This window comes from Alkalihalophilus sp. As8PL, assembly GCF_040939795.1.
Classification (GTDB): Bacteria; Bacillota; Bacilli; order Bacillales; family Bacillaceae_D; genus Alkalihalophilus; species Alkalihalophilus lindianensis.
On sequence record NZ_CP162551.1, the window covers coordinates 2,713,366 to 2,732,745 of the forward strand.

Annotated in this window: 18 protein-coding genes; 15 read left to right on the plus strand and 3 right to left on the minus strand. The window is 38.0% G+C overall.

Annotated elements, in window-relative coordinates; translation table 11 throughout:
• Positions 1 to 272: 272 nt before the first annotated feature.
• Positions 273 to 1,967, plus strand: a complete 1,695-nt coding sequence (ezrA, locus tag AB3N04_RS15195) for a septation ring formation regulator EzrA (protein ID WP_368503542.1) — start codon at positions 273 to 275, stop codon at positions 1,965 to 1,967.
• An 85-nt stretch (positions 1,968 to 2,052) separates the two neighbouring features.
• Here ezrA and brnQ read toward each other — a convergent pair whose 3' ends face one another.
• Positions 2,053 to 3,351, minus strand: a complete 1,299-nt coding sequence (gene brnQ / locus AB3N04_RS15200) for a branched-chain amino acid transport system II carrier protein (protein ID WP_368503543.1) — start codon at positions 3,349 to 3,351, stop codon at positions 2,053 to 2,055.
• A gap of 317 nt (positions 3,352 to 3,668) precedes the next feature.
• Here brnQ and AB3N04_RS15205 point away from each other — a divergent pair, with 317 nt between their 5' ends.
• From AB3N04_RS15205 to AB3N04_RS15225, 5 genes are all read left to right on the plus strand, one after another.
• A complete protein-coding gene (locus AB3N04_RS15205; protein WP_368503544.1) occupies positions 3,669 to 4,811 on the plus strand; it encodes a cysteine desulfurase family protein in 1,143 nt (380 codons plus the stop codon).
• A 1-nt stretch (position 4,812) separates the two neighbouring features.
• Positions 4,813 to 6,024 (plus strand): tRNA uracil 4-sulfurtransferase ThiI, encoded by a 1,212-nt coding sequence (gene thiI / locus AB3N04_RS15210; RefSeq protein ID WP_368503545.1) that lies wholly within the window; start codon positions 4,813 to 4,815, stop codon positions 6,022 to 6,024.
• Between the two features lie 103 nt (positions 6,025 to 6,127).
• Positions 6,128 to 6,331, plus strand: coding sequence for an alpha/beta-type small acid-soluble spore protein (locus AB3N04_RS15215; protein ID WP_317121975.1), 204 nt, complete (start codon positions 6,128 to 6,130; stop codon positions 6,329 to 6,331).
• A gap of 171 nt (positions 6,332 to 6,502) precedes the next feature.
• Positions 6,503 to 8,095: an acyl-CoA synthetase gene (locus AB3N04_RS15220; protein WP_368503546.1), complete on the plus strand. Its 1,593-nt coding sequence runs from the start codon at positions 6,503 to 6,505 to the stop codon at positions 8,093 to 8,095.
• Positions 8,096 to 8,289: 194 nt separating this feature from the next.
• Positions 8,290 to 9,903, plus strand: a complete 1,614-nt coding sequence (locus AB3N04_RS15225) for an amidohydrolase (protein ID WP_368503547.1) — start codon at positions 8,290 to 8,292, stop codon at positions 9,901 to 9,903.
• 18 nt (positions 9,904 to 9,921) lie between these two features.
• On the opposite strand, the gene AB3N04_RS15230 is transcribed toward AB3N04_RS15225, so the two are convergent.
• Positions 9,922 to 10,719, minus strand: a complete 798-nt coding sequence (locus AB3N04_RS15230) for an NAD kinase (protein ID WP_368503548.1) — start codon at positions 10,717 to 10,719, stop codon at positions 9,922 to 9,924.
• A gap of 156 nt (positions 10,720 to 10,875) precedes the next feature.
• Here AB3N04_RS15230 and sppA point away from each other — a divergent pair, with 156 nt between their 5' ends.
• The 9 genes from sppA to AB3N04_RS15275 all read left to right on the plus strand — a co-directional run bounded on the left by sppA (position 10,876) and on the right by AB3N04_RS15275 (position 18,822).
• Positions 10,876 to 11,874, plus strand: a complete 999-nt coding sequence (gene sppA, locus AB3N04_RS15235; protein WP_368503549.1) for a signal peptide peptidase SppA — start codon at positions 10,876 to 10,878, stop codon at positions 11,872 to 11,874.
• An 11-nt stretch (positions 11,875 to 11,885) separates the two neighbouring features.
• On the plus strand, positions 11,886 to 12,440 hold the full coding sequence (locus AB3N04_RS15240) for an RDD family protein (RefSeq protein ID WP_368503550.1): 555 nt from the start codon (positions 11,886 to 11,888) through the stop codon (positions 12,438 to 12,440).
• Positions 12,441 to 12,532: 92 nt separating this feature from the next.
• Positions 12,533 to 13,204, plus strand: a complete 672-nt coding sequence (locus AB3N04_RS15245) for a DUF2953 domain-containing protein (protein WP_368503551.1) — start codon at positions 12,533 to 12,535, stop codon at positions 13,202 to 13,204.
• 20 nt (positions 13,205 to 13,224) lie between these two features.
• Positions 13,225 to 13,707, plus strand: coding sequence for a GerW family sporulation protein (ytfJ, locus tag AB3N04_RS15250; protein ID WP_368503552.1), 483 nt, complete (start codon positions 13,225 to 13,227; stop codon positions 13,705 to 13,707).
• A gap of 140 nt (positions 13,708 to 13,847) precedes the next feature.
• Entirely contained in the window at positions 13,848 to 14,348 is a 501-nt protein-coding gene (gene tpx, locus AB3N04_RS15255) for a thiol peroxidase (RefSeq protein WP_317121982.1), read from the plus strand.
• A 73-nt stretch (positions 14,349 to 14,421) separates the two neighbouring features.
• Positions 14,422 to 15,417, plus strand: coding sequence for a class I SAM-dependent methyltransferase (locus tag AB3N04_RS15260; protein WP_368503553.1), 996 nt, complete (start codon positions 14,422 to 14,424; stop codon positions 15,415 to 15,417).
• A gap of 250 nt (positions 15,418 to 15,667) precedes the next feature.
• Entirely contained in the window at positions 15,668 to 16,855 is a 1,188-nt protein-coding gene (locus AB3N04_RS15265) for an acetate kinase (RefSeq protein WP_317121984.1), read from the plus strand.
• A gap of 152 nt (positions 16,856 to 17,007) precedes the next feature.
• Entirely contained in the window at positions 17,008 to 17,967 is a 960-nt protein-coding gene (locus AB3N04_RS15270) for a CMP-binding protein (RefSeq protein WP_368503554.1), read from the plus strand.
• A 15-nt stretch (positions 17,968 to 17,982) separates the two neighbouring features.
• Positions 17,983 to 18,822 carry an EcsC family protein gene (locus AB3N04_RS15275; RefSeq protein WP_368503555.1) on the plus strand — a complete coding sequence of 280 codons (840 nt, stop codon included), beginning with the start codon at positions 17,983 to 17,985 and terminating at the stop codon, positions 18,820 to 18,822.
• Positions 18,823 to 18,849: 27 nt separating this feature from the next.
• On the opposite strand, the gene AB3N04_RS15280 is transcribed toward AB3N04_RS15275, so the two are convergent.
• The gene (locus AB3N04_RS15280; RefSeq protein ID WP_368503556.1) at positions 18,850 to 19,170 is read right to left on the minus strand and encodes a hypothetical protein; all 321 of its coding nucleotides are present in this window, start codon (positions 19,168 to 19,170) and stop codon (positions 18,850 to 18,852) included.
• Between the last annotated feature and the right edge of the window lie 210 nt (positions 19,171 to 19,380).

Consider the following 19,380-nt stretch of genomic DNA (forward strand, 5'->3'; position numbering starts at 1 on the left):
CTATCACAAAAAAGCATACAAAAGCTTATTTTCATGGTATCATATTACATATATCAGACGTAGAAATTTGAATTATTTTGTAAGAAATTAAAGGGTTTTCATATTTTACCGAGAACCAATAATAAAGATTGTGTCTATTTCTCGGGAAATGAAGTGTATTACGAAAGGTCATAGTGATTAATGGTGCGGATTGACGTGTTAAACAGGCAATGCCAATCATCAGAGGCCTTCATAAATGAGACTGATAAGACGCTAGAGAAGGGGGTCCTCACATGACGATGTATGTAATTTATGCGACGATAGTCGTTTTGGCTGTCTTATTTACTATTGGGATGGTTTTTAGGAAAAACATTTATAAAGAAGTGGATAAACTAGATGACTGGAAGAATACGATCTTAAATCGCGATATTCCAAGCGAAATTGGTAAAGTGAAGAACTTACATATGTCAGGGGAAACAGAAGAAAAGTTTGAACTTTGGAGAAACGAATGGGATGAAATTGTTGGTGCGATCCTCCCGGATATTGAAGAGAAGTTATTTGATATTGAGGAATACGCAGCTAAATATCGTTTCAAAAAAGCCAAAGATATAATCTCATTAACAAAAGAACGTCTAAATGGAATTGAAACGCAGCTTCAATTGATGGTAGAAGAGATCAATCAGCTTGTGTCGAGTGCTGAGCAAAATAGCACAGAGATAGGTTCAGTAAGAGAACAATCTCAATCATTACAGCAAATCCTCTTAAATAAACGAGGTTCACTAGGTGTAACGGTTACAACGTTTGATACAAGAATGGATCGTTCCCGTGAGTTACTTGATGCATTTGATGAAGCCACCGATGAGGGCAGTTATCTGAAAGCAAGAGAGCATTTAAGTGAAGCTAAGTCCGAGATTGAAGCACTTTCTGCTTACATAGAAGTGGTACCTAAGTTGCTAGTTCAAATTAAAACAACGGTTCCTCAAGAATTACGTCAGCTAATTCAAGGGATTCATGATATGGAAAAAACAGGCTACAATTTAGAGTCGTTTGCTTTTTTTCCAAAGATCGAATCAATTTCCAAACAAAACGATGAATTACTAGGAAAAGTAGCGACATTGGACGGCATTGATATCATTGAGGAGAAGATTAATAATCTACTGGCTCAAATTGATCAAATGTATGAAATGCTAGAAGTAGAAGTGGAAGCTAAACAAAAAGTAGCGCAATCTATTCCGGATATGCGAGAGCACGTTGCCCAAGTAGATGAGCAGTTAATTCTACTCATGGAAGAAACGACTCAAGTTCAGTTAAGTTATCGTTTAGCAGAAGAAGAAATTACATTCCAAGAAATCATTAAGAAAAAGTTAAATGAATTAATGACTCAGCTTCAAGTCATTGTTGATGTCTCTGAAAATAAATCTCAAACTTATACATCTATCCTTGATATGGTAGAGGAGTGGAGAGAGCAAGTTAAACAAATTCAAATAGACATCGATAAAGGAAAGCAAGCATTATACGACCTTAGACAAGATGAGTTAAAAGCAAAAGAAACACTAAGCCAATTAAGGCAAAAAATGCTTGAGAGTAAGCGCCTTTTACAAAAAAGTAATATCCCTGGCTTACCAAGCGATGCTGTTGATCATCTAGAGAAAAGCGAAGAAAAGCTAATTTTAGCTGCCAAACAACTTGAACAAGTCCCTCTTGAGATGGGACGAGTCAACGTATTAGTTGAAGAGGCTTTAGCTTGCGTTGAAGAAAATGAATCGAAGATGAGAGAGATTGTAGAATCAGCTCAGCTTGCTGAAAGAGTCATTCAGTTTGCAAATCGTTATCGCAACCGCTCGGAAAAGGCTAGAATTGGATTAATTCAAGCTGAGGAAATGTTTCGAGAGTATGAATACGAAGAAGCGATCGAATGTGCTTACCAGGCAGTAAGAGAGTATGATCCTTCCATTGTAGAAAAAGTAAGTGAACAATTTACTGCATAACGTAAAAATGTACCACCAAATTATGGTGGTACATTTTTTTATGGGGAAAAACCCACTCTACAGGAGTGGGTTCATTTACTACCTATTAACGTTTTGAAATAGCCCAACCGATTAATCCACCGATAATACTTGGTATTAACCAACCTAAGCCTTCAGCATATAAAGGAATCCATTGTAGAAACGTGATCGACTCTAAATCTACCCCAGCAGTTACAATACCATCTAATAAACTGATCAGCCCTGCCCCTATTAGTGCACCAACATAGATAGCACGTCTTTCCCCGATGATTTTATGGAAGAACGATAATGTAATTAAAACGATAGCGATCGGGTAAATGGCTACAAGAACTGGTAGAGATACGGCGATTAATTGACTAAGTCCTAGGTTGGCCATTGTAAAACTGAATACACATAAAATGAAAATAATTACTGGGTAAGAAACAGATGTGAATCGTTTGGCAAAAAATTCACCACACGCAGATACCAATCCAATTGATGTCGTTAAACATGCAAATGTAATAACTAGAGCAAGGATGATTGAACCTGTTGATCCGAATAATGCATTGGCAACTGAAGCTAAGATCGCACCACCATTATCTAGGCGACCAATTGTAGAGACGCTACTAGCACCTAAATAGCCAAGTGATAAGTACACAAGAGATAGACCTACTCCAGCAATTAACCCTGCTTTAATCGTAAAAGATTGAATGGCAGCACGGTCTTTAACACCTTTTTCAGCTAAGCGATTCATGATGACGATACCAAACACAAGAGCGGCAATTGTATCCATTGTTAGATAGCCTTCGATAAATCCTGAGAAGAAAGCTCCGTTCTCATACTTAATTTCTGCCGGTTCAAAACTACCCATAGGAGCAAATATTCCTCTTAGTGAAACAATGGCAATTAAGATAATAAGTAAAGGCGTTAAAATTTTCCCTATACGGTCGACTAATTTTGCTGGATTAAGAGCAAGCCAAAAAGTCAGACTAAAGAAGATCAAGGTTGATAGTAATAATGAAGTAGTGGTTTGTCCATTTGCTAAGAATGGAACCACACCTATTTCATATGCAACTGTTCCTGTTCGGGGGATTCCAAAAAATGGTCCAATTGCTAAGTAAACTGTAAAGGAGAAAATGATTGCAAAAACAGGATGGACTCGATTGGCTAACTGATGGAGATCACCGTTCACCTGTGAGACTGCAATAATGGCTAATAAGGGAAGGCCTACCCCAGTTACAAGGAAGCCAAAAATAGCTGGCCACAACGAAGTTCCTGCTTCTTGTCCTAATAGAGGTGGAAAGATTAAGTTTCCGGCTCCTAAAAACAATGCAAACATTAAAAAGCCTAAAGCGGCTAGTTCTTTCATAGGTAATGTACGATTCATGGTTTTCCTCCAAAATTTAATGTATTGGTATAATTTGTACTCATTTCCATAAATGTAAGCGTATACGTATCTTTTCAGATAGAAAAGGGCTACAAGCCTAATGTATATCATTTTCTTACCGTCGCTTATCGTATCATAAATGTTGCGAATTGTTGAATAGTTTTAAAAAAGAAAGAATAATCAGTTTTTTAATAAAGTTAATTCTATTTTTCATTACTCATATTCTTGCTTGTCATTTAAACATTTTGTGCTAAGATATATTGATGCATACATGAGAATTGGTTAAGAAAGATCATGATTAAAGGGGTAATCACTCAATGATTTATCTTGATAATAGCGCCACAACACGACCTCACAAGGAAGTTTTAGACACATATATTAAGGTTTCGTACGATTTTTTTGGGAATCCATCTTCTCTTCACACTCTAGGTATGGAGGCAGAGGGATTACTAACAAAAGCACGAACTGCAATTGCAAGTCAACTACAAGTTGGCGCAAAAGAAATTCTATTTACTTCTGGAGGAACAGAAGGGAATAATTTAGCGATTAAAGGCACAGCTTCACATAAGAAATCTAAAGGCCGTCATTTGATTACGACGGAAGTGGAGCATGCATCTTCATATGAAACGTATAAAGAACTCGAACAAGCAGGGTTTGAGGTTACTTATTTAAAAGTAGACAGTGATGGAAGGATTTCACTAGAGGAGTTAGAACAGTCCATTCGCAAGGAGACAATCCTTGTTTCCATCATTCATGTAAATAATGAAACAGGGACGATTCAGCCTATCGAAAAAATAGGCCGGCTGTTAAGTAAATATCCACAAGTGCGCTTTCATGTAGATGATGTTCAAGGTATAACCAAAGTACCGTTAAATATCAAAAAAGCTAAAATTGATTTATTAACAGCTTCAGCTCATAAATTTCACGGGGTTCGTGGAAGTGGACTGCTCTATGTACGAGATGGAGTGAGGTTGAAGCCACAAATACATGGTGGTGTTCAAGAGATGCAGATGCGTTCCGGGACAGAGCATGTAGCTGGAGCAGTGGCTATGGCTAAAGCACTGAGAATAGAAATGGAAAAAGCGAAAGAGGGACGAGCTGATTTAGTGAAGCTACATTCGAAACTTATTCATACTCTTCCTAAAATTGAAGGGGTGACTATGAATAGTCCTCTTAATGGTGTCGCTCATCATATTATTAATTTTTCAGTAGACTCGATAAAGCCAGAAGTGTTAATTCAATCATTAGCGCAGAAGAAGATATATGTTTCCACCAAATCAGCCTGTTCTTCTAAATTGGCTGAACCTAGTCGTGTTTTACTATCAATGGGAAAAGATAATCATGCAGCAAGTAGTGCCATTCGAGTAAGTCTTTCTTATGAAACAACGGAACAAGAAATTCAATTTTTCATACAAGAATTGAAAAAAATCATACCAACACTATTGGGGGTTAAGAAATAAAATGGAATACAATCATATCCTAATCCGATTTGGAGAGCTTGCCTTAAAAGGAAAGAATCGTTCTTTTTTTGAAAAACAATTGCTTCAAAATATGAAGTTCACATTAAAAGAGTTTTCAGGGCTTACATTTAAACGTACGTACGGAAGGATTATCATTGAATTAAACGGTTTAAATCATGAACCTATTATGGAGAAGTTATCATTTATTTTTGGAATTCACTCTTTCAGTCTTGCATTAAAAGTAGAAAATGATGTTGATGAGATGAAGAATGCTGCTTTAGGTATTTTAAAAGAACAACAAGCCAATGAAGGTATAAAAACATTTAAAATAACTTCAAAGCGCGCTTACAAGCCATTTCCTATTGATTCTCAAGCACTGAATCAAAAGATTGGTGGTTATGTGCTCAGTCAGTCTGACGATATCAGTGTTGATGTCCACAATCCAGACCTAGACATACGAGTTGAAGTGCGTGAGGCTGCTACGTATTTGACATTTGGTCAATATCCAGGAGCTGGTGGATTACCTGTAGGTACTGGTGGAAAGGTATTGTTAATGTTATCAGGAGGAATTGATAGTCCAGTTGCTGGTTACTTAACGATGAAGCGTGGTGCCAGACTGGAAGCCATTCATTTTCATAGCCCACCCTATACCAATGAGCGAGCAAAAGAAAAAGTAAAGGAACTAGCGAAAAGATTAACTAAGTTCGGTTCAAGTATTAGGCTGCATTTGGTTCCTTTTACAGATATCCAACAACATCTTCACAAAGAAGCTCCAAGTAATTATCAAATGACACTAATGAGAAGAATGATGTTGAGGATAAGTGAACGAATCGCACAAGAGCGGGGAATTTTAGCGATTGCATCTGGCGAAAGCTTAGGACAAGTTGCTAGTCAAACTCTTCACAGCATGAACACAATAAATGAAGTAACGAATTTACCAATTATTCGTCCTTTGGTGACAATGGATAAACTCGAAGTAATCGATATTGCTAAAAAAATTGATACGTATGAGACGTCGATCTTACCTTTTGAAGATTGCTGTACGATCTTTTTGCCGCCAGATTCAAAAACGCGACCTAAAAGAGAGCATGCTAATAAATTCGAGAAGTATTTAGAAGTCGATCATTATATAGATGATGCTGTTAATAGAACGGAATCGATTCAAATCTCTAATGTAAACAAAGTGGAAAAAGAGATTGAGGATTTGTTTTAACATTTACAAACTTTCAATATTTCTCTCAGTAATTACCATAAAATAACGTGCATGTAAACTAGCCATGTGACTCATTCTATTAGTACAGAAGGAGGTGAGACACATGGCTAACAACAACAGCTCAAATCAACTTGTAGTACCTGGCGTACAACAAGCACTTGATCAAATGAAGTATGAAATCGCTTCTGAGTTTGGTGTACAATTAGGACCTGATGCTACAGCTCGCGCTAACGGATCTGTAGGTGGTGAAATCACTAAACGTCTAGTTCAAATGGCTGAACAACAATTCGGCGGACAACAACGTTAATTCCATATGATGGCATAAAGAGGACGGTTTACCCGTCCTCTTTTATTTTTGTTATAAAATAATATTCAAAAAAATCATTTTTTTCTGTATAATGGTGACGAGGACATAGTGAGTAGAAAAGTCCTGTTTTATGAACTTGGCATCATGTATGTATAATTGAGGAGGATGATTATGGAACGAGAACAGCTTATTGCACCAGACATTTACAATTTAGCACACGAAGTAGAACGTTATGCGAAAGATGAGGACCGCATAGCAATTGATTGGTCAGATGATAAGAACAACCGTCGCATTATCTCATACCCTGAATTGGTAGCTCACACAAATCGTTTTGCAAATGCTATGTTAAGTCAAGGATTAAAACAAGGTGACAAGGTTCTACTTATTTTACCTAGAGTCCCTGAGGCCTACTTCTCATACCTTGCGTGCTTGAAAGCAGGACTTGTTATCATTCCTTGTTCAGAAATGTTAAGAGCAAAGGATTTAGCATATCGCATTAACCATGCTGAAGCAAAAGCAATTATTGCTTACACAGGGTTTACGGATGAAGTTCAATCGTTAGGTGACACAACACCTACTCTTCAAACAAAATTAATTATTGGACAATCATTAGATGGTTGGGTTGATCTTATTGAAGAAGCTAAAAATGAAAGCGATTACTATGAAGGTGCACAAACAAAAAGAGATGAACTTGCTTTTCTTCCTTACACGTCAGGTACAACAGGAAATCCAAAAGCAGTTGTACATACTCATGGTTGGTCTTACGCTCATCTTCAAGTGGCTTCTAAAATGTGGCTTGATGTACAAGAAGGAGATAAAGTATGGGCAACAGCTGCACCGGGTTGGCAAAAATGGATTTGGAGTCCGTTTCTTTCAACAATTGGTGTAGGCGCAACAGCATATGTATATCATGGACGTTTTGATCCTAATGAGTATTTACAACGTCTAGAAGATGAAAAGATTAACGTACTATGTTGTACGCCGACAGAGTATCGATTAATGGCTAAAGTTGAGTCAATTGATAGTTATACATTACCTGAGTTACGAAGTACTGTATCAGCTGGGGAACCATTAAATCGTCAAGTGATCGAAACATTTAAGCGTGCATTTAATGTAGATGTTCGTGATGGTTATGGTCAAACGGAGAATACATTATTAATCGGTACACTTCAAGGGATGGAAATTAAACCTGGTTCTATGGGTAAACCAACACCAGGAAATGAAGTGGCAATCGTCGATGAGAATGGGGTTCCAGTTAAAGCAGGTGAAGTAGGAGATATCGCCATTCACAAGAGTGCACCAGCGTTATTCCGTGAATATTATAAGGATCCAGAGCGTACTGCAATGGCTTACAGAGGAGACTACTATATCACTGGCGATCAAGCAAAATTAGATGAAGATGGTTACTTCTGGTTTGAAGGTCGTAGTGATGATATTATTATCAGCTCTGGATATACCATTGGACCATTTGAAGTAGAAGACGCTCTGACGAAACATCCGGCCGTAAAAGAATGTGCGGTTGTTGCATCACCAGATGAAATTAGAGGAAATGTTGTTAAGGCATTCGTTGTTCTAAGAGATCAAAACGAGGCTGGAAATGATCAGTTGATTGCTGAATTACAAGAGCATGTAAAGGTTATGACCGCTCCTTATAAATACCCAAGAAAAATTGAGTTTCTGCAAGAATTACCGAAAACGACGTCAGGAAAAATTAGACGTATCGAACTTCGTCAACAAGAGAAAGCAAAATATACTGAAGCTTAAAAAAGAAGAATTCTGCGTATTTCATAGTGAGCGAGCGCTCGTACAGGATAGGAAAGGTGAAAAGCATGGCTCAAATGAGTCATGCTTTTTTAAATCGATAAGCACAGTTAAATTGCAACTTCGTAAATTTTCTGTCAGGATAGTATCAAGTAAATGAAGCTAAGTAAAAGAGTTGAAAGATAGGGGGATGCAATTTGGGCACTCTTTGGTGGAATGGAACGTTCTTTACGATGAAAGAAGAACAAGAAAAGGTTGAAGCGGTCTATGTAGAAGACGGCGTTATTGTAGATAGTGGCAGTAAGGATGAGCTCATATCTCGTTATCGGGAGCGAATGAAAGAGAGTATAGATGTAGAAGGTGGATATGTTTACCCTGGATTTGTAGATAGCCACTTACATATGGTAGGACATGGGGAACGTCTTATACGTTTGGATTTATCAGAAACACATTCAGCAAGCGAAATGAGTGAACAATTAGCAGAAGAAGTAAGAGAGACACCAATGGGGGAATGGGTCTTTGCAGAGGGTTGGAATGAGAATAATTTTGTTGACCGAAAGATTTTTCATCGTAGTGAGCTAGATGATATTACTACCGAACATCCGATGTATTTAACACGAATTTGTAGACATGCAGCACTTGTGAATTCAAAAGCTTTAGCTCTAGCAGGCATAACAAAAGATACGCCAAACCCTGAAGGTGGTGTCATTGTTAGAGATGCTGATGGGAAGCCGACAGGTTATTTACTTGATGCTGCTACAGAGTTAGTGAAGTCAGTCATACCCCCAGTGGGAAAACAGTATGTGGAACGTGCATTAAAAAAAGCAACAAAGGATATGCTTCGATTGGGACTAGTTGGGGGGCATACAGAAGATCTCCATTATTATGGTGGATTTAAAGAGACGCTAGATGCTTTTAAACAAGTTATTGATGGAGACAATATTAAGTTCAGAGCTCACCTACTCGTTCATCATGAAGCGATAAGTGAAATGAAAGAGACAGGTCATAAAAAAGGAGATGTTACTCCTTTTATTGAGTTAGGTGCTATGAAAATATTTGCCGATGGAGCCTTGGGTGGAAGGACGGCATTGCTAAGCGCTCCATATACAGATGACCCTAGAACAAATGGGGTAGCGATGCATCAACAAGAGGAATTAGAGAGGTTGGTTAAAAAAGCAAGAGAGGAGGATATGCCTGTCGCTATCCATACCATTGGGGATGAAGCCCTCCACCTCGCTATTGGAGCCATTGAAAAGCATCCGTGTACAAATGGTCGGGATAGGCTTATTCATGTCCAAGTGGTTAATGAGGAAATACTTAAGCGTTTAAAGAATATAAGAGTTGTCCTTGATATTCAGCCTCGGTTTGTTGCAGCTGATTTTCCTTGGGTGATGGAAAGGTTAGGGGAAGTTCGCTTACCTTATTCATTTGCTTGGAAAAGATTACTCGATTCAGGCTTAGTTTGTGCAGGAGGGTCTGATGCGCCAATCGAGCCAGTTGATCCATTACTGGGAATTCATGCAGCCGTGACAAGAAAAAAACCAGGCGAAACACATAGCGGCTACTTACCTGATCAGAAATTATCGATGTTTGAAGCGATAAAATTATTTACGCAAGGTAGTGCAACAGCTATTGAAAAAGAAGAGACCCGTGGAGTCATTGCATCAGGATTCGTAGCTGATTTTACGGTTTTAGACGAGGATTTATTTGATGGTGACCCTGACAAGGCTCTTCGCACCAATGTACTGATGACGGTTGTGGATAATACGATTATGTATAACCGTAATGAAGAAGTGATAAAAGCAGAGTGAAAAGCTCTGCTTTTTAGCTTATAAAAAATTGCGCTGAACTTTTTGCCAAAAGGAATTCGACTTTAGTTTCAATACTTTTATATGACGATCGGCAAGCTTGATGCTGATTTGTTTAGCATGGCGAATGCTCAATGCTTCATTATCAGCACCGATAATAGGGTGGTCATTGCCGTCTTGTACGACATTTAAAAGAAGTTTACGGTCAGGGCCAAGCACAAAAGAGGTTCCAAGCGTACGGTATTGATTATTATTTAAAGAAGCGAGTTCACTCACTTGCATTGAAGGTAAGGTTGGATCAATGACTGCGCCTCTTACAGACTTATTATATGCGGTACTACCAGTAGGTGTAGAGACAATCATTCCATCTCCTCTAAATGTTTCAAAAGGAAACTCATCAATCACTACATCAATCACAAACGTTTTAATAACGTTTGAACGTATGGAGCATTCATTTAAACAAAAAATAGGTTTCTCATTATCGATTGTAACCTCAAGAACAGGGTAGCGACGGACCTCTACTTCATCATTTTTCATGGCCTGAATCATACGCTTTTGATCACTAATAGTAAAATCGGTATAGAAGCCAAGTTGATCTGTATTGACACCAATGTAGAGACAGTCGTCTCTGAATCCAGTTTTTCGTGTTGCTTGTAAGAATGCATTATCTCCACCAACACTGACAATAATATTTGCTTCGTCTATCGTATGGACAAGATGAAAACCATTTTCTTCTGCGAGATCTTCTAATGGGGTGACTATTTCTTGCATGTCGGGTGTTTGTTTGTAAAAGAAGTAAAGGTTTTTCCGTGAGATCATTCTAAACATCCTTTCTGAAATCAAAATGGTTTTTTTGAGGAAATCTATTCCTTTAGATATGAAATTTTACAGTGTTCTATGTTATCATAACCTTTGTTTAGGAAAAGAATCAAAATGTATTCGGGAAGTAACTAAATTACATAGAGGAGTGTAGAAATGAGTCGAAAACGATGGTTAGCACTAATTGCAGCGCTCATGTTAGTTGTAGCAGCTGTTGGAGTAAATGTTGCAACCTCTCAAGCTGGTTCGGACTTTGAACAAATGTTTGGAGCAAGTGAACATGGTTGGGCCGAGAGAGTCATTGAACAAGGAGAAGACGCTGGAGGATCTATTGTCGTTCTTGAATTAAATGGCGTGATACAAGATACGGGGGATGCTGTTAGTATTTTTGATGCTCAAGGATACAGACATAAAGCTTTCTTATCTCAAATTGAGCATGCAGCGAAAGATTCATCTGTTGAGGGGATTATAATACGAGTCAACACACCAGGTGGCGGTGTTGTGGAAAGTGCAGAGATTCACGAGAAAATCCTTGAAGCGAAAGAAGAGTATAATACCCCTATTTATATTTCAATGGGGAGCATGGCAGCTTCTGGTGGATATTACATAGCAGCACCTGCAGATAAAATTGTTGCCAGCCCGCAAACGATTACTGGTTCTCTAGGGGTTATTATGGAATCCATTAATATTGCTGAACTTGCTGAGAATTACGGCATCACATTTAATACGATTAAAAGTGGTGAGTACAAGGATATTATGTCAGCAACCCGTGAAATGACGGATGGAGATCGAGAAATTTTACAGTCTTTAATAGACGAATCTTATGATGAGTTTGTTCGTATTATTTCTGAAGGTCGTGACATGTCTGAGAGCGAGGTACGTGAACTTGCTGATGGTAGAATTTACAGTGGAACACAAGCATTAGAGCTTGATTTAGTTGATGAGCTTGGGAGTTTAGACGATACGGTTTCCCTGATGAAAGCAGATTTAGGTGCTGATTATAGTGTAATTAAATATGAAGCAGACACAGGATTGTTCAATTTATTTTCAATGTCTGTATCTCAATTACTTTCTTCTAATAATGAGTTAGCTGGTCTAGAGCAATTGTTAACTGAACGTCGTGCCCCAACATTGAAGTACTTATATACAGAATAGGAGGGATCACATTGGAACAAGGAATGATTAACCGTGGGTCTCGTCCTAGAAGAGCTCGCTTACTCCAGCAGAGAAAGCTAAGGCAAGAACGACCGATTCAAGAAGAACCTGTACAACATGCTGAAGTAGAAAAAGAGCTAGACCATTATTATGCTGGCTTTTGGATGAGGTTATGGGCTTTTACTTTAGATAGTCTTATGCTATTATCCTTTCGCTGGTTACTTCTCGGACCGATTCTAAATTTAACAGACATCCGCTATACTTTGGGTGCTATGTATGGAGTAGTTGATTTTATCGTTTCGGCTTTATTTTTCTTTGCTTATTTCGCCCTCATGACGAAATATTACGGGGCAACGATTGGTAAAATGGTTTTTGGTCTGCGAGTTGTTACAACGGAAGGAACATTACTTAGTTGGAAAGACGTTTTATTTCGTGAAGGGGTAGGAAGAATCCTTCACCAATCCTTCGGTCTATTATATATCCTGTATATTACGATTGCTTTCACCTCAAAAAAGCAAGGGTTACATGATATGATTGCCAATTCTTATGTTATTCATGAACGGTAAGTGAGAGATAAACCTGACTATGTATATAGCAGGTTTATTTTTTATTTGGAAGGAAACCCTATAATAATCAACTATTTCCACAAAGGGAGTTCATGATGACTTGGTTACTCATTATACTTGGCATTTTAGTCGTACTTTTCATTATTCTTTTAGTGACAAAAATAAAAATAGAGATGACCTATAAACATAATATTGACGATGACTTATTAAAGGTAGATGTCTATCTTTGGTGGATGCGTGTTTATGCATTCGAGGCTCCACTTATTAAACTAAATGATGATTCACCGGCTATTATCGTAGAGGAAGAAGAAAATCTAGCTGGATCTAAGAGTAAAAAAGATAAGAAAATAACGATCCAAACCATTATTCATGATATCCATTTAGCAGAGCGATGGATCAGACATATTGTAGGGTTAAACCGTATTGTTCGTCGGTTTCTTCGTCATATTCATTTTTATAAGTTCGACTGGTATTCAGAGGTTGGAGTGGGTGATGCTGCATTTACAGGGTCTGTTGCAGGGGTGGTTTGGTCACTAAAGGGATCGATTGTCGGTTTAGTGGGCAATCACGTCAAAATGCATAAGATGCCAAATCTTTCAGTGACGCCACATTTTCAAGCAGTTGTCTCACATACATATTTTTCTTGCATGTTTACTTTTCGTATCGGGCATGCTATTTTTGTAGGTCTTTTGATCGTAAGGCATTGGAAGCGTCGACCTAAATGGACACAAGACCATCAAGCTTGGCGAAATCGAAATATGTAAGAGGTTAAGGAGGAAATGTTATGTCTGATCATCCAATTCAAGGACTAATGAAGACTGCTATGGAAAATCTTAAAGAGATGGTGGATGTGAACACGATTATCGGGGATCCAGTTGAAACGCCTGATGGAAGTGTCATTATGCCAGTATCTAAAGTAGGTTTTGGCTTTGCGGCAGGTGGTAGTGAATTTGTAATTGAACAGCACCGCTCATCGTCTTCTGAAGGGCAATCGAACAAACACCCATTTGGTGGTGGTAGTGGTGGTGGCGTATCAATTACGCCAATTGCATTCTTAGTCGTAAGCAGTGCAGGAGTGAAAATGGTTCACCTTGATAGTAGCACGCATTTGTATGAAAAGTTATTAGATTTTGCCCCTCAAGTAGTGGATAAAATTCAACAAATGATTAAAGCGAATTCAAACCAAAATCATAATAATCAATCAACAAATCAATCATACAACCCAAATATGAATTATCAACAACGAAGTGATCAACCGCCAATCTAAGAATGGGATATCCCATTCTTTTTTTGTGTCAAAAGTATTGAAGATAGGAGTCTTGACCACGCTCTCACTTGAATTTTCTTATTACGCTCGTGTATGATGAATACGTACATAATTAGGAACGACTCTAGGAGGGTAAAATAATGGCGCAAATTACATTTAAAGAAAATCCTGTTACACTACTTGGCAACGAAGTAAAAGTAGGGGAAAAAGCTCCAGAATTTAAAGTGTTAGCAAATGACTTATCTGAAGTTACTTTAGCTGATTCAAAGGGGAAAGTCCGTTTGATCAGTGTTGTTCCATCTATTGATACGGGTGTATGTGATCAACAAACACGTCGTTTTAATGAAGAAGCTGCATCGCTTTCGAATGTAGAAATTTTAACGATTAGCGTTGACTTACCATTCGCTCAAAAGCGTTGGTGTGCAGCAGCGGGAATTGAAAATGTTCAAACATTGTCAGATCACCGCGAGCTATCTTTTGGACAAGCATTCGGTGTAGCAATTAAGGAACTTCGCCTTCTAGCTCGTGCGGTGTTTGTTATTGATTCAAATGACGAAGTAACCTATGCCGAGTATGTGTCAGAAGCGACTAACCACCCTGATTATGAGGCGGCAATTAACGCAGCTAAAGAAGCAAAATAATGGTTTTAGATGAAAAGGGTCCACCCTATTTATTTTCTAGGGGTGGCCTTTTTTTAAGATAGGAGTGGATAGAATGAGCGTAATGAACTCGAAAATGGAGGAGCTTTTTGTTTTTCTAGATAAAGGAGCTACATTGCTAGAGGAACATGAATCTTTCACTTATTTAGAAGGTCTTGCTGAAATGGGAGAAAACTTATTTCAAGGTGAAGTCGTTCAGGTTGTCATACCTGAAGTAAAGGATCGACTTTATAATCTTATGCGTCAGGTTCCCTTAGAGGAACTGACAAAAGAAGATATTCGTAAAGCCTTTCAGCTAACTGTATTAAAAGGAATGAAAGGGGCCACCCAACCTAATCATTCCATGACACCAGACGCTGTTTGTTTATTTTTAAGTTATCTTGTTAATAAAGTAATGGCTAAGTCTTCACAGGGCTATTCTGTGTTAGATTTAGCAGTAGGATCAGGTAATCTGATCACAGCTTTACTTAATCAATCTGCCAATCCAGCGAAAGGTTTTGGATTTGAGGTAGATGAGACTTTATTGAATCTTGCATTTGTTAGTTCGAACCTGCAAGAGATCGAACTAGAGTTATTTCATAAAGATTCTTTACAGCCAATAGAATTCCCTGAAGTTGATCTTGTTGTGACTGATCTTCCGATTGGATACTACCCACATGATCAGATTGCCGAAGATTTTCAATTAAAGGCAGATGAGGGTCATTCATACAGTCATCATCTTATGATTGAAAAAGGAATTGATCGCGTAAAAGAAGGAGGATTTTTATTCTACATTGTTCCTAACTTCTTGTTTGAGAGTGAGCAAGCACCAAAGCTTCATTCTTATTTAAAAGAACAAACAACCATTCATGGGCTGCTCCAATTACCTAAAACGATGTTTACAGCTGAAAACCATGGGAAGAGTATTTTGATGCTTCAGAAAAAAGGTGAGAATGTCATTCAGCCAAAACAAGCTTTATTAGCTGAATTACCTTCTTTTGGGAATAAAGCGGCGCTCACCGATATGATGGATCAAATTAATAAATGGTTTAAAACAGAATTAGGATTGTAGCTCCACCTGTCACCTTATTAGGTGGCAGGATTTTTTTGGATGCAGCAAATAAAACTGTCTGGTTAATCATACAGAAAAGAAACTTTGTAAAGCGTTTTCAAATCTGAAAATAAAGAATACGGGCGAAAAACAGCGAAATTTGCCGTTTTTACTTGAAAACGTATTTTCAGGGTGCTTAAATGGAAAGGTATTGATATCTAGTCTGATAGTCAATTGACATAAATTTCAAGTTAAAGGGAGCTGTCTTAACGTGGCGAAAATTATTGCGATTAATGCTGGTAGCTCATCATTAAAATTCCAATTACTTACAATGCCTGAAGAAGAAGTAGTAACTAAAGGTTTAGTTGAACGTATTGGTCTTGGTGACGGAGTATTTACAATTGAAGTAAATGGTGAAAAGCAAAAAGAAATAACTGAAATCCCCGATCACTCGGTAGCAGTTAAAATTCTATTAGAAAAGTTAACTGGTCTTGGCATCATCTCTTCTCTTGATGAAATTGATGGGATTGGTCACCGTGTTGTTCATGGTGGAGAAAAATTCAACGATTCTGTTCTTATTACAGATGAAGTGCTTGCGGGAATTGAAGAAGTTTCAGAACTAGCACCTCTTCACAACCCTGCAAACATTGTTGGTATCCGTGCATTTAAAGAAGTACTACCAAATGTACCTGCAGTAGCAGTATTTGATACAGCTTTCCATCAATCAATGCCTGAGAGCTCATTTTTATACAGCTTGCCTTATGATTACTACAAAGAGTTTGGGATCCGTAAGTACGGTTTCCACGGAACATCACATAAATATGTTTCAGAACGTGCGGCAGAATTATTAGATCGTCCGATTGAACAACTTCGTTTGCTTTCATGTCACTTAGGTAATGGGGCGAGTATTGCTGCAATTGAAGGTGGAAAATCAATTGATACATCAATGGGCTTTACACCACTTGCTGGTGTGACTATGGGAACACGTTCAGGGAACATCGATCCTGCATTAATTCCATACATTATGGATAAAACAGGACAAGATGCTACAGGTGTATTAGACACATTGAACAAAAAGAGTGGTCTACTAGGTGTTTCTGGTTTCTCAAGTGATTTACGTGATATCGAAAGTGAAGCTGAAGCTGGTAACGAACGTGCTGAGCTTGCTCTTGAAGTATTCACTTCACGTATCCACAAATATATTGGCTCGTACGCAGCTCGTATGAGTGGTGTAGACGCAATTATCTTCACTGCTGGTATTGGTGAGAATAGTGATGTTATCCGTGAACGTGTACTTCGCGGTCTAGAATTTATGGGTGTTTATTGGGACCCATCCCTAAATAAAGTTCGTGGAAAAGAAGCGTTCATTAACTACCCTCATTCACCGGTTAAAGTTATTATTATCCCAACGAATGAAGAAGTAATGATTGCACGCGATACAGTTCGTCTTGCACAATAATAAACCATTTTTAACCCACCACTTACATTCCAGTAAGTGGTGTTGTTTTTTATATGCAAGCAAAAGTTTACTTTCTCCATTCAAGCACGCTATCATAATAGTTATAGAGTGTCGTACATATAAGTAAATAAATGTATAGAAGGAGGGTTAGCATGGGTTTATTTTTAGAAGCCATAGAAGGAGATAAATTAACAAATTTCTTTTTGATACGCGAACGTGAAATTAAGCAAGCATCTAATGGAAGTGAATTCGCAACTTTTCTCCTTGAACGTAACCTGGAATTAATTCCTGCACAGTTATGGGACATTACAAATGAGCAAAAAGAACAGCTGCAACCAAGGTCTTTAATTAAAGGAGAAGGGATGGTTGTGACGTATCGCCAGAAGAAGCTACTTAAATTATCACGAGTGCGGCTAGCGACATCTGACGATCCAGTTTCAATAAGTGAGCTCATTTCCAGAAAAGGGGTTTCGCGTGAAGAATTATGGCAAGAATTACGTAAGATGATGGAAGAAGTAACATCACCAATATTACGAAACATATTAAGACGTATTTTCTCAGAACGTACGATTCGTGAAAAAGTAACGACTCTCCCAGCTTCAAAAGCTTATCATCATGCTTATTATGCAGGATTGCTACATCAAACGGTTCAATTAGCGCAAGCGGCATATCAACTGTTACCTCTATATCCATCTATTAATCAAGACCTTGTATTAAGTGCTTGTATGTTATGCGATATTGGGAAAACGAAAGCATTAAGGGATGTCGTCGCACCTGATTACACATCTAGTGGGGAATTAATGGGACACTTAGTACTCGGTATTGAGATGATTAATGAGGCAGCAAGAGAAGCAGGAATTTCGGGGGACGATGTTGAATTAGTTGCATTAAAGCATTTGTTGTTGAGTCAAAATGGTGAAGTTGAAAAAGGATACGGAAGTGCTGTTTCTGAAAAAACAGCCGAGGCTATACTTTTTTCTTCAGTAAAACAATTGAATACAAAACTTCATGCAATAGAGATGATAAGTGAGCGTTCAGAGGAGGAGTGGGTATATTCTCCAATGTTTAAACGAAAAATGTATAACCAAAATACTAATCGAATCAGTGATTAAAAGAAGGTGAAGCAAATGAAACAAGAAGTGCGTGATCAACAACGACTACAAACAATTCTTGAATGGGAAGATACATATTTTACTCACGAAGCAACAGATGTCGAATATTCGTATTTGAAATGGTCAGATAAATTAGTTGAGCAATTAGGAAATACTCGAAAACAAAAAGTACTTATGCAGCTTGATCATGTTTTTATACACATGCATGCTTATCTTCAAAATACTCGTTCTCACGAAGAGACCAAAAAACGAATCTTACAATATGCACGAGTATTTGAGCCGACAATCAATGAATTAGAAGACTTGCGTTATTTGCCGATTGAACAGCTTGATTATATGACAGAACAATTAATGGCTAAACAGAGGCTTCTCTCATTAGGTCAAGGTGGTCTTACGGGGATGGGGGGCATGTTTCTATTAGCGGCAGACCTTCCAGCAGCGATCGCCATTAACTTACGTTCCGTTCAACAAATTGCTACGATCTATGGATTTGACTTAAAACGGCCAATTGAGATGGTTGTTGCCTTAAAGTTATTACATCTAGCAACACTTCCAAAAGCCTTTCAAGCCCATGAGTGGGACAAGTTATGGAATGATGTAAATGAACATCAAGTGGATGATGTTTTCTATGCAGGGAAGGAGGATATTATCGAACCTGAATGGCTTCAGCACTTGATTCGTCAACTTGCAAAGAGCTTTGTCATTACCATGCTTCGAAAACGAATGATCCAAGGCCTGCCGTTAGTAGGGATGGCCTTTGGAGCAGGTATGAACTATAGACTCTCTCAGCAAGTCATTGAATTGGCGCATAAATTTTATCAAAAACGTCTTTTAATCGATCGGAATGATAGGTAGTATCCAGTGAGCTCGTCTTGATAATAATCAAGACGAGCTTTTTTCTGTAGTAGTGAGGGATGGATTTAATCTAAACCAAATCCATAAATCATTAATAATAGATGCAAGTTCAGCTATTTCCGAATTGAGATGACATGACCGTTCAAAATTTAATTCTTCTGTGAGGGCAGCTTGTTTTTCATTAATGACAACTTCAAGTTCTTTAACACGTTCAGGTATATTTCCCCGTATCTCTTCCCAGCTGCGAAGAATTTGAGCTTGTCGGTCTTGGTCAAGTTCGTCCCATGCTGTGTGAAACCGCGGAAGTGAAATTTGAAGCCGGAAGTCATAAACAAATTCGACATCCATATTAATCACTCCTTTTCCCTTATTGTAACGAACAGATTGTAACTTGAACACAATTTACAAAAAAATTTAAAATACCCCTTGCCAAAATGAAAAAACGTTGGTAAAGTATTTTGTATATTAATAAGTTGGATGTTTGGTTTTATACAAAGGGTGATTAATAGAAATCACCTCATTTTATACAGTTTATTGCATAAAAATAATAATGGAAGT